Below are 18,768 nucleotides of genomic sequence, written 5' to 3'. Positions count from 1 at the left end.
TTTTGACAAAGGGAGGGGACTTATCTATTTAAGCGAGAGGCTGCACCGGATGATCTTCTATGATTTGGGTTTTATATTTGCGCCTCGTAGCTTCTCCGCCGCGCAGATGACGGATTTCTTTATGATAATCAAGGATCTTTTTGACTTCCTTCGCAAGCTCCGGATTCACTTCCGGAAGCCGTTCCGTCAAATCTTTGTGTACCGTACTCTTGGAAACACCGAATTCTTTAGCAATCACTCTCACCGTTTTCTTTGTTTCGATAATGTGCTCCCCGATCTTGATAGTCCTCTCTTTGATGTAATCATGCACTCCACTCGCCTCCTGTGATTGACTATCCAAGGGGGTGGGCTTCATTGGAAAGCGCAGCGATATTAAGTGGGCGTTTAGGTTCATAGGTGTTTATCCTGATGTATCACCCTGGATGTTACCGAGTGCTCGGTTATCCTCATTGTATTAATGAAACCTGCCGGATATGCCACAGGATGCAAGTGTGTTGCTGTTCTTTCGGATTATGCCCATTTTTTCATGGAATAAGCAGCCCTCCTTTTCACCAAAGGAGGGCTGCTTAGAGGCAGCGGATATTCCCACATACGGGGAAGGCGCCGTTTTATATTATATGGGACCTTCTTCCAAAACAAGGAACGATTCGACCAATAAAAAAAAGAGGGCGGATGCCCTCTTTTTATGCTTGTGTAGAAGAGATGGAGGAAGCACTTTCTTCATCCGGTGCCTGCTCTCCTTCTTCGGTTTGAGTTGGATCTTCTTCCACGTCTGCATCTTCCTGGCTTCCATCTTCAGGAGTTTCCGCCTGATCTTGAGATGGCGCCTCTTCAGAAGCATCGTCGGAAGTCTGTTCTTCCGCACCCTCTGCTGGATCATCGGCAGGAGCTTCTTCTGTTCCTTGCGCATCCTCTTCTGCAGGTGCTTCTTCTTTCGCTTCTTCAGCTTCTTGAGCCTTCTCTTTAATTTGAGTCATCGGCTGTCCGAAGAAGCTTTCCGGGTTGATCGGCTGTCCTTCGTTACGAACTTCAAAGTGGACGTGTACACCGCTTGCCTGGCCGAAGGAGTTGCGTCCGGCAGAACCGATAACGTCCCCTTGAGCAACGTCCGATCCCGCTTTCACTTCTACATCCTCAAGGCTTGCATAAACCGTTGCGACTTCATCTTCATGACTGATTTCTACAACGTTACCATACAATGGATCTTCTTTCACTTCCGTGACTGTCCCTGATAAGGAAGCCGTTACTTCAAACGTTTCCCCATCTTCCCTAGTGATGTCGACGCCTTCACTTTGATAGTATTTATTGTTGTATAGGACCAGTGCACTTTCCTGTTCTTCTTCAGACGAGTTGTAATCATAGAATTTTGTAACGATGGAAGCTGCTTGTTCGTCCGCTACGGGCATCTTCAGATTCTCTTTGCTGTCCATGACCGGTACTGCTTCTTCTCCGTCTTTCGTCAGGAATTCATCCTGTACGTCGGACTGCGGTGTTTCCGCAACCTGATCTTGTCCATCATTTGATCCTTGATACCAGAACACACCGACGAGCACCAGAGCTGCTACAGACAAGTACAAAGCTGGATACAACCACTTCTTGCGCATCAAGCGTTTAAACTTTAATTTTGTCACGCTTTTTTTACCTTCCTCTTTCATGTTCATCACCTCAAAAACCATTCTGAACAGTTATGAGCCAATATATACATGAACAGGAAAAATTTATGATGAACGAATAAGGAATCCAGGCACACACGCTCAAGAATGCGAATATAAGAGAAAGAGCCGCTCCGAAGAGCCGCTCTTTAGTCAGACGATGGATCCTCCGATGTACCCTCAGCAGAAGCAAGGGCTGCCGTCTGAGTGCTTAATGGGGAAATTTCTGTGTTGTGATAGTAATGCTGGATGATATCTTTATATGTTTTTCCCGATTTGGCCATTCCATTCGCTCCGTATTGGCTCATGCCGACACCGTGCCCATAGCCTTTCGTCGTGAAGATGATGTGATCGTCCTTCTGCTGGATCGTGAAATCACTGGAAGGAAGACCGAGCTTTTCTCTCACTTCTCTTCCTGTAAACACTTGATTGCCGAAATGGACTTCATCCACCCGGTTTCCTTCTGTCTTCGTAATGGACGTTTGACTCAGACCATCCACGGTAACGCCGAGCGTCTGTTGAAGCTCAGATACAGATACAACCTTTTGATCCGTAAACTTCGGTGAATCAGCATCCCATGGGCTCTCTACACTTTGCAGATAGGGGATATCATTCTCCCAGTAATCGCCGGCATTTTCCGTATAGCCGTTACTCGTAGAGAAAAAGGATGCCGTGATGGGCTCATGGTCGTACGTGATGATCTCACCAGCCGTCGCTTCCACAGCTTCGGTGATTTTCGCCATATTTGCATCATAATCATCTTTCCACAAATTTCTCAACTCATCTTCATCTTTATACACTTGATGATTAACGGTATCTGTGACATCCGCCTGTTCCGATACTTTGCTGCCTTCGACTAAATATCTAGTGATATACGTCCTTGCTGCGAGTGCCTGCGCCTTCAATGCTTCCAATTCGAAGTTAACAGGCATTTCCGAAGCTACCACCCTTGCAACATACGTTTCGATCGGTACCTGCTCCACTTCCTGACTGTTGCTGCGCAGAACCTTGACAGCGAGGGAAGAACTTTCTGCTGAAGCCGATTTGGCAGCTTTTTGTTCCTCAGGGTGCTCCTGAACGGTTTCTGTCTTGTTGGAATTGGTGAAAGGTACGACGATCAAGGTTGGAATGATTAGTATCACGATAAACAAACTCCCTAATGCGAGTAGTCCGACTCCATTGCTTTTCTTCTTCATCCGCATCCTCCTGGTTCCAAAAGTAGATCTCTACTAAAATGTATCCAGAAATGGGAGATGATAGAACCAAAAAAGCTTGCCCGTTTCAAAAATATTGAAACAGACAAGCAATGAGGATGTATATATTATAATGTCGATACAGATTCGCTCGGTTCATGTTCTTCTGCATAATGCTCATCTTCATGGATGCGTTCAATATCCGCACCAATTCCGGCAAGTTTACCTGCAAAATCAACATAACCGCGATCCAAGTGTTTCAGTTCTGTTACGCGCGTGTAGCCATCTGCGACGAGGCCGGCCAGAATAAGTGCCGCACCTGCACGCAGGTCTGTCGCCTGTACTTCTGCACCTTGAAGGGTGGAAGGACCTTCGACGATTACACTGCGTCCTTCGATTTTAAGGTTAGCGTTCATGCGACGGAACTCTTCGACGTGCATGAAACGATTCTCAAAAACGGTCTCTGTAATGACGCTGGTCCCAGGGGCATTCAGCATCAAAGCCATCATTTGTGACTGCATATCTGTCGGGAATCCCGGGTGAGGCATCGTCTTAATATCCGTCGCTTTCAGGATATCAGGACCAATAACACGTAATCCATCGCCCTCTTCTTCGATGATGACACCCATCTCTTCCATCTTGGATACAAGAGAACGTAGATGCTCATGCAGCGCTCCTTTTACAAGGACGTTACCGCCGGTGATAGCCGCAGCCACCATGAAGGTACCCGCTTCAATGCGGTCAGGAATGATCGTGTGTACAGCTCCTGTAAGCTTCTCCACACCTTCGATGCGGATTGTTTCTGTTCCGGCACCGACAATCTTGGCACCCATCTTGTTTAAATAGTTGGCAAGGTCAACAATTTCCGGCTCTTTGGCACAGTTCTCAAGTACGGTTTTCCCTTCCGCCAATGCTGCAGCCATCATCACGTTCTCCGTTGCCCCTACACTCGGAACATCGAAGTAGATTTTGGCGCCCTGCAGGCGTCCGTTTACTTCCGCCTCGACATAACCGTTACCAACGGTTACTTCTGCTCCCATCGCTTCAAACCCTTTCAGGTGTTGATCGATAGGACGGGAACCGATTGCGCAACCACCAGGGAGGGCAACCTTAGCATGGCCATAGCGGGCCAAAAGTGGTCCCAGTACAAGAACAGAAGCGCGCATCTTTCTCACATATTCGATTGGTGCTTCTGTTTCCAACCTGCCAGAAGCATCCACTGTAACTGTATTTCCAACCATATTGACGTCTGCGTTCATATGTCTGATTACTTCGTTAATTGTGTGTACATCGGCTAAAGCAGGTACTTCGTGGAGTACGCTTTTTCCTTCACTTGCAATTATACTTGCTGCGATGACAGGCAGTACGGCATTCTTGGCACCTTCTACTTTGACGGTACCATTCAGCTGCCTCCCACCACGGACGATGATTTTTTCCAAGGTTCATTCTCCTCCGCGTCCATATTCACTATTATTAATATTCAGCAGTAATAATGGGTGTGCCAATAGTGATGTTTGTCTCCCCGCCCAAAGTTCTTGATGCGAATTGAACATTCATCGGTTGATCCCCCGTAGGTATTGACTGACCCCATTCGGTTGTATGGCCGGATCTGCTAGTCCAGCCTTCTTCGTCGACTTCATCTATTGTTGTAACGTTGAAAGCTTCTTTGAATTCTTGATATACTAAAACATCGTTAATAATACCATTATAATTCGCCTTAAGACAAGAGAAAATGGTAGCAGTTTTCGAGAAAAGTCGACTTTTTACTTCCTTCAGTAAAGATGATGATTGCGCTTGTTCTAAAGAGGGTGTTCCCTGTCCTCCGATGGCATAAACCATTTCCACACTGCTCTTCATTTTTTTGGGAACAATCAATATATAAGATTCGACGATATCTGAATGTTTATGTCGGTTTTTCACCGAATATTTTACAGCATTCTTCAAATTTTCCCGCTTCATTTCCCTGTGGTCCGTAAGAGAGAGGATTTCCTTCTGCATCTTCTCGAATGATGAAGCATCGATCGTTTCTTTTATTGTAATTGTCCACTCATTCACTTCTAGCTGCTTATCCTCAGCAAATGACGCAATGTCCATGAGCTCTTCATGGCCTTCTATCATTTCCTGTGGATAAGCACCTGTACCGATGATAAGCAATGCAATAATTCCAGTTAAAACACTCTTCATTTTTATATGCCTCCCCAAGCATCAACTTACTATAAGTTTGACCTTGGCAGGCGGGATTCATACAGGACATTTGCTAACAACATTAGACAAATGAATCCTTAAAACAAATAGACCAGGCTGTTCGACCATTTAATGAAATCAAGAAAGAAATTACTGACTGTCGTGCCGATGGCAATCGTGATCAGGATGACGAGAATCCGTGCTTCGAAAACTTTGTTTCTTCTGAACAACGAATCGAAATTCACTGATTGAAGCACACGCCACGTAATGATGATGAAGATTAAATGGGACGTCATACTGAGAATGGCTTCTTCAGCAAAATACTGTTCCAAAACAAACACTCCTTCTTAAATAATGTCGACTTTTCCATCATACTATCAAACGGTTGCTGTGAATAGGAAAACGAGCGACAAAAGAGGAAATAAAACGATTCATTTCCCGGGGAATAACCGTTTGTTCTGGCGGATTTTACTTTTTAAGCCACAATTAGAAATAAATAGAAACAAAACTCGGACTTTCTACAAAAAAACAAACTGCTCTCATGTGAAAGCAGTCAGAAAGTGTTATCGTAAACATCCAAACGATTGATGGCTCGTTTGAGCGCCATTTCAGCCCGTTGGAAATCGATATCGGCTTGTTTATCTTGGAGTCGGCGTTCCGCACGTTCTTTTGCCATTTGTGCACGATCGGCATCAATATCCGACGGCCTTTCAGCAGATTGTGCAAGGATGGTCACTTTATCCGGACGGACTTCAAGAAATCCTCCGCTTACAGCAATCCGTTCCGACCGCTCTCCGCCCTTCAGGCGCACAGCACTGATCGTCAACGGAGCCACCATAGGAATGTGCCCCGGAAGAATTCCGAGTTCCCCGCTCTCCGCCTTACAACTCACCATTTCAAATGCATCTTCCAACACCGGGCCATCAGGAGTGACGACACTCACCGTCAGTGTACTCATACGTATTCCTCCTCGGCAGTGATCGTGAAGAAGGAAGGAACTCTACCGGAGAGCCCCTCCGCTTTCACGAATCGTTTATTGCATTTGTTTTGATTTCTCAACCACTTCTTCGATGCGACCGACAAGGCGGAAAGCATCTTCCGGAAGATCGTCATATTTACCTTCAAGAATTTCCTTGAAGCCTTGCACTGTTTCCGCAACGGGAACATAAGAACCCGGCTGACCAGTGAACTGTTCGGCAACGTGGAAGTTTTGGGACAGGAAGAACTGAACACGGCGCGCACGTGCAACCGTCATCTTATCTTCATCGGAAAGCTCGTCCATACCGAGAATCGCGATAATATCCTGCAGTTCTTTGTAACGTTGAAGCGTCCGCTGAACTTCACGCGCCACCTCGTAGTGCTCTTCTCCGACGATATCCGGATCAAGGGCACGGGATGTAGAGGCAAGCGGGTCTACGGCAGGGTAGATCCCTTGCTCAGAAAGCTTACGCTCAAGGTTTGTCGTCGCATCCAAGTGAGCGAACGTTGTCGCTGGAGCAGGGTCCGTGTAGTCATCGGCAGGGACATAAATCGCCTGGATCGACGTAACAGATCCTTTATCCGTGGACGTGATTCGTTCCTGAAGTTGACCCATCTCTGTTGCCAATGTCGGCTGGTAACCTACAGCTGACGGCATACGTCCGAGTAGGGCGGATACTTCCAGACCACCTTGTGTGAAACGGAAGATGTTATCGATGAAGAACAGAACGTCCTGACCTTGCTCATCACGGAAGTATTCCGCCATGGTAAGTCCGGAAAGAGCGACACGCATACGTGCTCCAGGCGGCTCGTTCATCTGACCGAAGACCATCGCCGTCTTCTTAATAACTCCGGAATCCGTCATTTCCCAGTAAAGGTCATTTCCTTCACGAGTACGTTCTCCGACGCCCGCGAATACGGAAATACCACCGTGTTCCTGGGCGATGTTATTGATAAGCTCCTGGATCAATACGGTTTTCCCTACTCCGGCTCCACCAAAGAGTCCGATTTTACCACCTTTAACATAAGGGGCAAGCAGGTCGACGACTTTAATTCCTGTTTCAAGGATTTCTGTCTCTGTCGCCAGGTTTTCAAACGTAGGAGCACTGCGGTGGATAGGGTCGCGGCGGACGTCTTCCCCCAGTGGCTCATCCAGGTCGATATTTTGACCAAGTACATTGAATACACGTCCAAGCGTCACGTCTCCGACAGGTACAGAGATCGGTTTCCCTGTGTCTGTAACGGGTGTGCCGCGCATAACACCTTCGGTAGATGACATCGCTACCGTACGGACGGTATTGTCACCAAGGTGAAGAGCGACTTCCAATGTAAGGTCGACGTTTGTTTCATTTTCAGATTGCGCATCATAGCTGACATGCAATGCGTTATTAAGATCCGGGAGGCTGCCTTCGTCGAATGTAACGTCCACAACCGGTCCCATGATCTGAGTCACGCGTCCTTTACTCATCGATTTCCCTCCTAACTTACTTTGAACAAAAAACGGTTTTCCCTATTCGAGAGCGGCTGCACCGCCGACGATTTCGGTAATCTCCTGGGTAATGGCAGCTTGACGTGCACGGTTGTAAGATAGCGTCAGATCTCCGATTAAATCATCAGCATTATCTGTCGCACTCTTCATTGCCGTCATCCGTGCCGCGTGTTCACTTGCTTTACTGTCAAGCAGGGCACCATATATTAAGCTCTCTGCGTATTGAGGAAGCAGTACTTCGAGAATCTCTTCTTGGTTCGGCTCATACTCATAAGAACTTCGGCTGGCTTTGCCGCTTTGACTCAAATCTGTCAGTGGAAGAATTTTCTTCTCCGTCACTTCCTGAGTGATCGCACTGACATAGTGGTTATAGTAAATATACAGCTGATCAATTCTTTCATCTGTATATAATTGAATTGTATCGGAAGCAATATCCTTGATATCAGCGAATTCAGGCTGATCCGAGATACCGGTGATATCCATATCTACAGGCATGTTCCGCTTTCGGAAGAAGTCACGGCCGATACGTCCCATCGTAATCAGGGTATATTCCTCTGCAGATGTATGGTGATCACGGATCTGGTTGTAAACCTTACGCAGAATGCTGCTGTTAAATGCTCCCGCAAGCCCACGGTCTGATGTAATGACGAGATATCCCGTCTTCTTCACATCCCGTGCCTCCAGCATCGGGTGACTTGCATCACCACCGCCGTTTGCGATACTCGCAACGACATCCTGGATTTTTTCACTATAAGGAACGAATTTTTTGGCATTCTGCTCGGCACGGTTCAGCTTGGAAGCCGACACCATTTCCATTGCCTTCGTAATTTGTTTCGTCTTCTTCGTAGACGTAATCCGACCTTTTATATCTCTAAGGGATGCCACGCTGTTTCACCACCCTTTCCAGCTATCATTCATTTACTCCGAAACGACAAACGTTTTCTTGAACGCTTTGACAGCTTCGCTCATATCGCTGTCTTCACCAAGTTTACCTGTCTCACGGATTTGGGAAAGCAGCTCTTTGCGGTTGTTGTCCAACCACAGGTGGAACTCGGATTCGAAACGAGTGATATCCTGTACTGGAATATCATCAAGGAAACCTTTCGTCAGTGCATAAATGATCATGACCTGTTTTTCAACAGCAAGCGGCTGATGCAGGCCTTGTTTCAGTACTTCTACTGTACGGGCACCACGATTCAGTTTCGCCTGTGTCGATTTATCCAAGTCGGAACCGAACTGAGCGAATGCTTCCAGTTCACGATAAGAAGCCAGATCCAAACGAAGGGTACCTGCAACCTTCTTCATCGCTTTAATTTGTGCGGATCCCCCTACACGTGATACAGAAAGACCTGCGTTGATCGCCGGACGTACACCGGAGAAGAACAAGTCGGACTGAAGGAAGATCTGTCCGTCTGTAATGGAGATAACGTTCGTTGGAATATAGGCAGAGATGTCGCCCGCCTGTGTTTCTACGAATGGAAGAGCAGTCAAAGACCCTCCGCCTTTCGCATCACTAAGCTTCGCGGCACGCTCCAGCAAACGGGAGTGAAGATAGAATACGTCTCCCGGGAATGCTTCACGGCCTGGTGGACGACGAAGCAGCAAGGAAAGTTCACGATAAGCAGCTGCCTGCTTGGACAAGTCATCATAAACGACAAGTACGTGCTTTCCGTTGTACATGAAGTCTTCTCCCATTGCAACGCCGGCATATGGTGCCAGGTAAAGAAGTGGTGCAGGTTGGGAAGCACTTGCAGTTACGACGATCGTGTAATCCAAAGCCCCGTGACGGCGCAATGTTTCCACCGTACCACGGACAGTAGATTCTTTCTGCCCGATCGCTACATAGATACATATCATGTCTTGATCGTGCTGGTTCAAAATCGCATCGATCGCGACAGATGTTTTACCGGTTTGACGGTCACCAATGATCAATTCACGCTGCCCACGTCCAATTGGAACAAGTGCATCGATCGCTTTAATGCCGGTTTGAAGAGGTTCGTGTACGGATTTACGATCCATAACCCCTGGTGCCGGAGATTCGATTGGACGGGATTTCGTCGTTTCAATCGGTCCGAGTCCGTCGACCGGCTGGCCTAGAGGGTTTACGACACGTCCAAGCATTTCCTCTCCTACAGGCACCTGCATGATACGTCCTGTACGACGAACTTCATCGCCTTCTTTAATATCTGTATATGGTCCAAGAATGACAAGACCAACGTTACTTTCTTCCAAGTTCTGTGCCAAGCCCATAACACCATTGGAGAACTCAACCAGCTCACCGGCCATGACGTTATCAAGACCATGAGCACGTGCGATCCCGTCACCGACCTCGATTACGGTCCCCACATCATTGACTTCTATATCTGATTCATAGTTTTCAATCTGCTGCTTAATCAGCGCACTGATTTCTTCAGCTTTGATGCTCATGCCATTTCACCCCTATCATCATTTGTTCGTAGATATCAGCTTACGTTCGATGCGGCGCAGCTTCCCGCTGACCGATCCATCGAAGATCCGATTGCCGATTCTTACACGTAGACCGCCGAGAATGGAAGGGTCTACAATATTTCTAAGGTTCAAAGACTGTTTACCGACTTTTGGTGCGAAGGCCGCTGATACACGCTGCTTCTCTTCTTTAGAGAGCTCGCGCACAGAGTAAACATCCGCATCCGCCGTTCCTTTGGCATCATTCATCATAGTGATGAACTGCCCGATCATCTCCACGATGATATCCTCCCGGTGACGCTCGACGAGGAGCTGAACCGTATTTACGATTTCAACAGAGAAAGACTGGAGCGACTGGCGCACCGCTTCTTTCTTCTGATCGATAGTCACACGTGGATGCTTAAGGAAAGCCAACCATTGGGCATCGCCCTTATATACTTCACGCAATGTCAATAATTCCGTTTCGAACTGCTCTAGTTTAGATCTCTCTTTTCCAAGTTGAAAAAGAGCTTCCGCATAGCGTTTTGCAATGATCATTTCGCTCATCGCTCTTTACCTGCCTCATCGATATATTGATTGATCAATGTATCCTGATCCTTCTCGGAGAGTTCCTTCTCGATCACTTTCGATGCAATCATGACAGACATGGATGCAACTTGATCTTTAAGAGCCTGGACAGCTTTCTCCTTCTCCTGTTCGATTTCCTGTCGAGCCGATTCTTTCATGCGCTCTGCTTCGGCACGGGCCGATTCCAGAATATCTTTTTCCTGTTGGACAGCCGTCTTACGGGCATCCTCAATGATATTCTGTGCATCCTGGCGAGTCGCCTTCAGCTCATCAGAAGCTTCCTTCTGCATGCGCTGCGCTTCTTCACGGCTTTTCTCCGCCGTATTGATTTCATTAGCTACGTAATCTTCACGTTCTTTCATCATATTCATCAATGGTCCCCAAGCAAACTTACCCAAAAGAGCAAGCAGCAATAGGAAGAAAATGAGCTGAACGATCATATCACCAACATGTAGTCCTCCTTCAGCACCGAGGACCAGACTATTTGTGAATCCTTGCACAGTTTTCACTCCTCTCCACACCATCTCGTAACAGGTTTTTGCCTGAGGAACCGCTCATCCCACCTCGATGGCGGTGCCTTACAAGCGAAAAACCCGGCTTCCGCTGTTAAACAGCTTCCGTCGAAGTTTTCTTACCATGACTTGCGGGTATATAGTTTTCGTAAAGTATAAAGGAAAGGCGAAGATCGATGGAGTTGAACTTCGCCATAAGCGTATATACTCGTCCGCTTTATCTACCCATTACGATGAATGCAATAACAACGCCGATGATAGGAATCGCCTCTACTAGTGCGACACCGATGAACATTGTTGTTTGAAGAGCACTGCGCAATTCTGGTTGACGCGCAATCCCTTCTACTGTACGACTTACGATTAGACCGTTACCAATACCAGCACCAAGTGCCGCTAAACCTACTGCGATTGCAGCTGCTAATAGACCCATAATGAAAATCCTCCTTAATATTTTAAAAAAGTTGATTATATTACTTTATATTAATGGTCTTCGCTCACTTTGTGAGACATATAAACCATCGTTAACATAACGAAAATGAACGCCTGGATAAAGCCGATGAATGTACTGAAGCCCATCCATGCAATCATCGGAAGGGTTGCCCCGATAAATCCTCCTATACCACCCGCTGCCATTGTAACGAGCAGGCTTAATAGGATCTCTCCTGCATAAATGTTACCGTAAAGACGCAGACCGAGTGTCAGCGTATTGGAAAATTCCTCGATGATCTTGAAAGGAAGCAATAGTGGCAAAGGACGAATAAATCCTTTAGCATATTCTCTGCCGCCCCGTAACTTGACACCGTAATAATGAGTCAGCACAACGACCAAGGTTGCAAGCGTCAACGTGATTCCGGGATCCGCCGTCGGTGATTTCCACCAAAGCGTATGCCCTACGACACCATTGGTTACGACCCCGAGCATGTTGGCAACGAAAATGTAGGCGAATAAAGTAAGGCCGAGTGGCAAGAATAGCCTTCCCGTCTTCCAGTCCATGTTTGATCCAATGATTCCTTTAATGAAATCGATCAGCCATTCCATGAAATTCTGGTACCCTTTCGGATATCGCTTCATATTCCTTGTCGCCGCTACGCCGAGGATAAATACAATCAAGGAAGCAACAAACATCATCAATACGTTAGATAAGTTGAAATCCAGCCAAGAGATCCCAAACGCATCCTCTAATATCGGTGATTCGTGATTCAAACTGTTCACCTACCTTCCATCTTGCTAAACTGTTGATTTATGGAACAGATAATCTATTAAAATGACAATATAGGCTGCCATTAAGCCCAATACTACTGAAATTAAATGGAAATATTCTTCAAACTGAAGGGCTATGACTACGGCCAGTGCGCCGGAAGCCAATCGCGTAAAGGTGCCAATTCCTCCTACTTTGCGGTTTTCCGCAGAAGCTTCGCCGAGCATGCGAATCTTACGCTGCATAAGCCAGAGGTTGTAGAAGCTCAATGCACTTCCAAGTAGAAGTCCGAGGAAAATTGACGGCCATGGGGTTACGCCCCATCCAAGTACGAAAAGAGCCAGAAGATAGAACATCCATTTTCTTTGACGGGCTATCATGTGCTGATATGTCTGCATATTAATCGTCTCCCGTGTACGTTCGTACTAAATGAATGGTTCCGTATGTACCTGCTCCTAATCCTAAGAGAAGTCCTATGATCAGAAATGTGGGTCCTGTGGAAAGATGACTGTCAAGCCAGTTCCCGAGAAATGCGCCGGCAAGTGGTCCGCCTGCGAGCTGGGAAAGGATGCTGCTTGTCAAAGCCATCGCACGAAAAGGGGGTTTTGATTGGTTCATAGTTCTACCTTTCCCGACAATGGAATGATCTGTTGAAAACCTATGGTGTCACTGATGAAAACCTTATCATTCTACCTATGTAAGAATACAATAGGGGTAGGTCCATGTCAATGCGTTTGTGATTAAAAATACAAATGCACGACATGCTTTGCTCACATTTTCGTCACATTTCTGACAATACAAAATATTCCTTATTAACCACTAAATTTTCCCTTTAATAGGTACTTCTGTTATCAATTATAACAGACGCTGTCGAAGCATGGCAGTAGAAATAAAAAGGACAATCTGCTACGGCAGCAGATTGTCCTTTTTTAATATTTCACCCTTCCATATAAACAGGAAACGCATAGTGTTCGATACCATCTTTCGTCTCCACTAATGCGACAGCGATGTAACTGCCGGCCAGACTGTCCGCAGCAAGCTTCGCCGTTCCTTCTTTCATACCTGCGTCAGGATTGTCGATATCAAGCAGCTCTCCGGCATAGAAGAAGCTCCCGGCCCTGTACAAATCGACAGTGATCCGCTCTACTTCTTCTGCCAGATGAAAGCGGTAGGAGGCTTCCTTTCCTTTTCCTTCATCCACGAGCTCAAATCCTGATATTTGTTGATAGGATGCTTTCTCATTTACGTACGCATAAGGAAGTAGGTACTCTTTACCGTTTCCTCTCATTGTCAAATATCCTTGGTGGACACCGGGGTCAAGCAAGGAGGTCGTCAACCTGAGCTCCACTTCCACCTCTTTCTCCTCTGCCGGCAATAAATCAAACGACAACGGAACGGACCAGGATTCTCCATGCTTCATATTGGGCTGATCCATTTCCAACCGGACCACCTCATCTGTAGGGTTAGTTACACGGAAGCGGATCTTCTTCTTATAAAAAGCACCTTCTACTTTTCCAAAAGCAAGCGCTCCATGGTCAATCATCAGATCCGGATGGAGCGCTTTCCCAATGTCCATGGCTCCTGCCCCTTGTTCCATAGGAAGAGAGTCTTCTCCGTTAATCGGAATTGCTGTACTAGCCAAGGCCGTCTTTACTTGGGCAGGGGTCCACTCCGGATGGGCTTCTTTCAATAAGGCAGCAGCACCAGCGACATGAGGGGCAGCCATGCTTGTCCCCTGCATCGGCTGATATCCACCCGGAACCGTGCTCCAAATGTTCACACCAGGGGCGACGATATCCGGTTTGATTTCCCAGTTGGTTGTAACGAGTCCCCGGGAACTGAATGGTGCGATACGATCATTCAATGTATCCCATTCCGTCGCCACCCACTGATTCTGTGCCACCGCTTCCTCCACCAAAAATTCACCGGCCTCTTTGGAAAGAGAAGCGACGGGTACCGGGAGCTTCTGACCGTCCAAGGAACCTTGGAATGCCCCCTCTTCATTGTTATAAATCAAAACAGCAACAGCACCGGCTTGATACGCTTTTATCGCTTTCTCCACGAAAGGAATGGTCCCACGCTCCACTAACGCTATCTTTCCGCGCAAGTCTCCGAGATGTCCCTCCCCCTTCCCAGCATAAACAACGGGATACTTTCTGCTTAACTGCCACTGCTTCGACCCGGCGAACAATTGCAGCGGCACTTTAGCACGTACACCCGGCACTTTTAAAACCGGTATTTTCATCGATAAAGCCGATGCCCCCACGGTAATCGCCTCCGAGGAAGTGGCTGGGGAACCGACCGTCCAGGCATCAGGACCCGAATTTCCGGCGGCAACGACGACAACGGTCCCGAGTTCGACCGCTTTGTTGACGGCATGGGTCGTCGGCCAATCCGGGCCGTTGACATCATTCCCGAGAGAAAGATTGATGACATCCATCCCTTCCTTCACTGCTTTCTCCAAAGCTGCAATCACCTGGACGGAAGAACCGACACCACCAGGGCCGAGCGCTCGATACGCATAAATCCTGGCGTCAGGGGCAATCCCTTTCATCTTGCCGTCTGCCGCGATTACTCCAGCAACGTGAGATCCGTGCGCGGTCGCTCCTTCCCCTTTCGTTTCCATCGGATCATTATCGAAATCAACAGTATCAAATCCTCCATTGTAATTCTTCCTAAGGTCCGGATGCGTGTAATCCACGCCTGTATCGATGACGCCGACTTTGACACCTTTGCCCGTATAGGATGAGGAAAGATTTTCTCTCAGTTTTTCCGTCGAGAACGTCATTTCATCATCTCCAAGTGCTCGATACGTTTGAACTGGATATTGATTGGTCACCATATCCATCCGGGCAAGCTTCTCCAATTCCTCCGCTTTCCCCCGAACCGCCAAGCCGTTGAACAAACGATCATAGACGGCGACTACTTCCAACCGGGGAAGGCGGGCTTCCAACATCTCCTGGAAATCAGAAGGTTTCTCTTCTACTTCCACAATGATGGTTACTTCCTCTGATGGTTCGGGAGGATCAGGTGGGTCAAAACCAGTCAACAAAGCAAAAGCCATAACGGCAAGCAACCATAATCGCATAGGACGGCGACCCCTTTTTTTACCTTTAGCTTCTGTCTCAACCTTTCATTTATACGTACATCCGACAAAAGAAAAACCGAACCCCGGAGTGGGTTCGGTCGTTGTGTGACTATTCAATTTCAAACGGGGCAGGTTTATCTTCACGCTGTTTGAAGAAATAGCGGATCGCTTCCGCAATACGCGCAGACGCCTTTCCATCCCCATAAGGATTGGAAGCCTGAGCCATCGCTTGATGCTTCTCTTCATCTGAAAGCAGTTCATGAGCAAGGTGGAAAATATGATCTTCATCCGTACCTGCAAGCTTTAATGTACCTGCTTCGATCCCTTCCGGGCGTTCCGTCGTATCACGAAGCACCAGGACAGGCACACCAAGAGACGGTGCCTCTTCCTGGACTCCACCGGAATCGGTTAAAATTAAGTGTGCCCTGGAAGCGAAGTTATGGAAATCGATGACGTCCAGCGGATCGATCAGCTTGATTCGATCATCATTCCCAAGAATATCATCCGCCGTCTCTTTAACAACAGGATTCAAATGCACCGGATAAATGACCTGAATTTCATCATGCTCTTCCACGAGACGCTTGATCGCACGGAACATCTGCCGCATGTTGTTCCCAAGGTTTTCCCGACGGTGGGCAGTCATGAGAACAAGTCGTTTATCCCCTATTTCTTTAAGGATTTCTGAAGAATACCCTTCATCTACCGTCGTCTTCAACGCATCAATCGCTGTGTTACCCGTTACGAAGATATGCTCCTCCGGCTTCCCTTCCGCCAAGAGGTTATCACGCGATTTGTTGGTCGGAGAGAAATGCAGGTCCGCCATAACCCCCGTCAACTGGCGATTCATCTCTTCCGGGAATGGAGAATATTTGTTCCATGTCCGTAAACCGGCTTCGACGTGGCCGACTGGAATTTGATTATAATAGGCGGCAAGGGATGCGGCGAATGTCGTCGTGGTATCGCCATGCACAAGAACCATGTCCGGTTTGGTTTCTTTCATTACTTCATCGAGACCTTCCAACGCGCGGGTCGTAATTTGAGCAAGCGTCTGACGGGATTTCATAATATCCAAATCAAAATCGGGTTGAATATCGAAAATTGCCAGTACCTGATCCAACATTTCCCTGTGCTGAGCCGTAACGGTAACAATCGGTTCGAACTGATCCGCCCGCTTCTTCAATTCAAGAACAAGCGGAGCCATCTTAATTGCTTCAGGTCTTGTCCCAAAGATTGTCATCACTTTAATACGATCTGCCATCATCATTCTCCTTTAATGAAGAAATGTACCTCTTATTTTGTGCCGTACAAACGGTCCCCAGCATCTCCGAGGCCTGGTACGATGTAACCTTTCTCATTAAGCTTCTCATCAAGCGCCGCAAGATATATATCTACGTCCGGGTGCTCTTCTTGTACAGCTTCCACACCCTCCGGTGCTGCAACGAGACACATCAAACGGATTTGACGTGCACCGCGTTTCTTCAGTGAGTGAATGGCTTCATTTGCGGATCCACCTGTCGCAAGCATCGGATCGATAACGATCAGTTCACGTTCTTCAATATCACTTGGAAGTTTGACATAGTATTCGACTGGCTTTAACGTCTCTGGGTCACGATAAAGGCCGACATGCCCGATCTTCGCAGCAGGAATCAATTGAACGATACCGTCTACCATGCCGAGACCGGCACGTAGAATCGGCACAAGACCGATCTTCTTACCAGTCAGCACTTTCGCTTTGGCGTTCTCCACCACTGGTGTATCGATTTCTACTTCCTCGAGGGGCAGGTCACGGGTAATTTCGAATGCCATCAGTGCCGCTACTTCATCAACTAATTCACGGAAATCTTTCGTTCCTGTCTCTTTTTTGCGTATGTACGTCAACTTATGCTGAATTAATGGATGATCCAGTACATAAACGTTCGCCATTGCCAATCACTCCTTCTCAGTGTTTACATCCTTTAAATTGTACTGAAAAAGTAGTGTCCCTGCAACCCGGGAATCGACATCTTGTCATTTATCCAGACAAAGACCGACGCCATAAAAGGATTGACGGTTCCGAAGTCTCAAAGATAAGGAAATAATTACATGAACATAAACAACCGCAAGAGCAAGAGTCCCTTCCCCTGTGAAGAATATCTCTGCGACATACTAAAAAGCCCTCCCGGCAAGGCCGGGAGGGCTTCCTTTTAAAATTATAAAGAGGAATAGTTAAGGGTTTGATACAAAGGGAAACGGGAAGTAAGTTCACGGACACGCGTTTCCGCTTCCTTCATCTTCTCCGTATCTTCATGGTGATCCAGAGTGAAAGCGATCAAGTCAGCGATCTCTTTCATCTCTTCTTCCCTGAAGCCTCTGCTTGTTACCGCTGCCGTACCTACGCGGATACCGCTGGTAACGAACGGGCTTTCCGGATCGAAAGGAATGCCGTTCTTGTTCGTTGTGATTCCGATCTCATCAAGAGCCTTCTCGACAACTTTACCGGTCAGATTCTTACTGCGAAGATCAAGAAGCAGTAAGTGGTTATCCGTACCGCCGGAAACGAGATCGACTCCTTTTTCCGTAAGGGATGCAGCAAGCTGTTTCGCATTGGCGATGACTTGACGGGAATACTCTTTGAATTCCGGCTGCAGGGCTTCTTTAAAGGATACAGCTTTGGCTGCGATGACATGCATCAAAGGACCGCCCTGCATACCAGGGAAAACGTTCTTATCGATTTGTTTGGCGAACTCTTCGATACACAGAACCATGCCGCCTCGCGGACCACGAAGAGTTTTGTGTGTTGTCGTCGTTACGAAATGAGCGTGAGGTACCGGGTTCGGGTGAAGACCGGAAGCTACAAGACCGGCGATGTGAGCCATGTCGACCATCAAGTAGGCACCGACTTCATCAGCAATTTCACGGAACTTGGCAAAGTCGATCTCACGAGGGTAAGCACTCGCACCAGCTACAATCAGCTTCGGTTTCACTTCTTTTGCTTTAGCAAGGACAGCATCATAATCGATACGTTGACCTTCTTCATCTACCCCGTACTCTTCAAAGTTGTACAACTTCCCACTGAAGTTGACAGGGCTGCCGTGTGTCAGGTGACCGCCGTGGTTCAGGTTCATACCAAGAACCGTATCACCAGGCTCCAATATAGTGAAGTAAACAGCCATGTTCGCCTGTGCACCGGAGTGCGGCTGTACGTTAACGTGCTCGGCACCGAACAACTCTTTCACACGATCACGGGCAAGGTTCTCCACAACATCCACGTGTTCACAACCGCCGTAATAACGACGTCCAGGATACCCTTCCGCGTACTTGTTGGTAAGAACAGATCCCATAGCCTCCATAACGGCTTCGGAAACAAAGTTTTCTGATGCAATCAATTCAATATTGTCCTGTTGGCGCCCTTTTTCATCCTGAATAGCTGAAAAAACCTCTGCGTCTACTGATTTAACATGATTCATTGTCAAAACTTTCCCC

20 protein-coding genes are annotated in these 18,768 nt (G+C 47.4%); all 20 read right to left on the bottom strand.

Going from position 1 to position 18,768, the window contains the following annotated elements; all coding sequences use genetic code 11:
- Positions 1-28 precede the first annotated feature (28 nt).
- Complete coding sequence (gene spoIIID, locus D479_RS00470) at positions 29-310, bottom strand: sporulation transcriptional regulator SpoIIID (protein ID WP_008632369.1); 282 nt, start codon at positions 308-310, stop codon at positions 29-31.
- Between the two features lie 373 nt (positions 311-683).
- A complete protein-coding gene (locus tag D479_RS00465) occupies positions 684-1,631 on the bottom strand; it encodes a M23 family metallopeptidase (protein WP_235601502.1) in 948 nt (315 codons plus the stop codon).
- Positions 1,632-1,801: 170 nt separating this feature from the next.
- Entirely contained in the window at positions 1,802-2,848 is a 1,047-nt protein-coding gene (gene spoIID / locus D479_RS00460) for a stage II sporulation protein D (RefSeq protein WP_008632367.1), read from the bottom strand.
- A gap of 125 nt (positions 2,849-2,973) precedes the next feature.
- Positions 2,974-4,284, bottom strand: coding sequence for a UDP-N-acetylglucosamine 1-carboxyvinyltransferase (murA, locus tag D479_RS00455; RefSeq protein ID WP_008632366.1), 1,311 nt, complete (start codon positions 4,282-4,284; stop codon positions 2,974-2,976).
- A 34-nt stretch (positions 4,285-4,318) separates the two neighbouring features.
- Positions 4,319-5,029 carry a YwmB family TATA-box binding protein gene (locus D479_RS00450; protein WP_008632365.1) on the bottom strand — a complete coding sequence of 237 codons (711 nt, stop codon included), beginning with the start codon at positions 5,027-5,029 and terminating at the stop codon, positions 4,319-4,321.
- 98 nt (positions 5,030-5,127) lie between these two features.
- The gene (locus D479_RS00445) at positions 5,128-5,361 is read right to left on the bottom strand and encodes a DUF1146 family protein (RefSeq protein WP_008632363.1); all 234 of its coding nucleotides are present in this window, start codon (positions 5,359-5,361) and stop codon (positions 5,128-5,130) included.
- A gap of 221 nt (positions 5,362-5,582) precedes the next feature.
- On the bottom strand, positions 5,583-5,987 hold the full coding sequence (locus D479_RS00440; RefSeq protein ID WP_008632360.1) for a F0F1 ATP synthase subunit epsilon: 405 nt from the start codon (positions 5,985-5,987) through the stop codon (positions 5,583-5,585).
- Between the two features lie 75 nt (positions 5,988-6,062).
- Entirely contained in the window at positions 6,063-7,475 is a 1,413-nt protein-coding gene (atpD, locus tag D479_RS00435) for a F0F1 ATP synthase subunit beta (RefSeq protein ID WP_008632359.1), read from the bottom strand.
- Between the two features lie 42 nt (positions 7,476-7,517).
- Positions 7,518-8,381, bottom strand: coding sequence for a F0F1 ATP synthase subunit gamma (locus tag D479_RS00430; RefSeq protein ID WP_008632358.1), 864 nt, complete (start codon positions 8,379-8,381; stop codon positions 7,518-7,520).
- A gap of 33 nt (positions 8,382-8,414) precedes the next feature.
- Positions 8,415-9,923, bottom strand: a complete 1,509-nt coding sequence (atpA, locus tag D479_RS00425; protein WP_008632357.1) for a F0F1 ATP synthase subunit alpha — start codon at positions 9,921-9,923, stop codon at positions 8,415-8,417.
- A gap of 18 nt (positions 9,924-9,941) precedes the next feature.
- Positions 9,942-10,487, bottom strand: a complete 546-nt coding sequence (locus D479_RS00420; protein WP_008632356.1) for a F0F1 ATP synthase subunit delta — start codon at positions 10,485-10,487, stop codon at positions 9,942-9,944.
- The gene (locus D479_RS00415; protein WP_008632355.1) at positions 10,484-11,008 is read right to left on the bottom strand and encodes a F0F1 ATP synthase subunit B; all 525 of its coding nucleotides are present in this window, start codon (positions 11,006-11,008) and stop codon (positions 10,484-10,486) included. The genes D479_RS00420 and D479_RS00415 overlap by 4 nt, the downstream gene beginning before the upstream one ends.
- 229 nt (positions 11,009-11,237) lie before the next feature.
- Positions 11,238-11,450, bottom strand: coding sequence for a F0F1 ATP synthase subunit C (gene atpE / locus D479_RS00410; RefSeq protein WP_008632354.1), 213 nt, complete (start codon positions 11,448-11,450; stop codon positions 11,238-11,240).
- A 50-nt stretch (positions 11,451-11,500) separates the two neighbouring features.
- Positions 11,501-12,223 (bottom strand): F0F1 ATP synthase subunit A, encoded by a 723-nt coding sequence (gene atpB / locus D479_RS00405; protein WP_008632352.1) that lies wholly within the window; start codon positions 12,221-12,223, stop codon positions 11,501-11,503.
- A gap of 24 nt (positions 12,224-12,247) precedes the next feature.
- Entirely contained in the window at positions 12,248-12,616 is a 369-nt protein-coding gene (locus D479_RS00400) for an ATP synthase subunit I (protein WP_008632351.1), read from the bottom strand.
- A gap of 1 nt (position 12,617) precedes the next feature.
- The gene (locus D479_RS00395) at positions 12,618-12,836 is read right to left on the bottom strand and encodes an AtpZ/AtpI family protein (protein WP_008632348.1); all 219 of its coding nucleotides are present in this window, start codon (positions 12,834-12,836) and stop codon (positions 12,618-12,620) included.
- A gap of 319 nt (positions 12,837-13,155) precedes the next feature.
- The gene (locus D479_RS21150) at positions 13,156-15,306 is read right to left on the bottom strand and encodes a S8 family serine peptidase (RefSeq protein ID WP_008632346.1); all 2,151 of its coding nucleotides are present in this window, start codon (positions 15,304-15,306) and stop codon (positions 13,156-13,158) included.
- Positions 15,307-15,415: 109 nt separating this feature from the next.
- Positions 15,416-16,564 carry a UDP-N-acetylglucosamine 2-epimerase (non-hydrolyzing) gene (gene wecB / locus D479_RS00385; protein ID WP_008632332.1) on the bottom strand — a complete coding sequence of 383 codons (1,149 nt, stop codon included), beginning with the start codon at positions 16,562-16,564 and terminating at the stop codon, positions 15,416-15,418.
- A gap of 32 nt (positions 16,565-16,596) precedes the next feature.
- The gene (upp, locus tag D479_RS00380) at positions 16,597-17,229 is read right to left on the bottom strand and encodes a uracil phosphoribosyltransferase (RefSeq protein WP_008632331.1); all 633 of its coding nucleotides are present in this window, start codon (positions 17,227-17,229) and stop codon (positions 16,597-16,599) included.
- Between the two features lie 266 nt (positions 17,230-17,495).
- Positions 17,496-18,752, bottom strand: a complete 1,257-nt coding sequence (gene glyA, locus D479_RS00375; RefSeq protein WP_008632329.1) for a serine hydroxymethyltransferase — start codon at positions 18,750-18,752, stop codon at positions 17,496-17,498.
- Between the last annotated feature and the right edge of the window lie 16 nt (positions 18,753-18,768).

It is taken from the genome of Halobacillus sp. BAB-2008 (genome assembly GCF_000328325.1).
Lineage (GTDB): Bacteria > Bacillota > Bacilli > Bacillales > Halobacillaceae > Halobacillus.
Note: the sequence above shows the minus strand (reverse complement) of the source record. Positions and strands in the feature narration are given on the sequence as shown.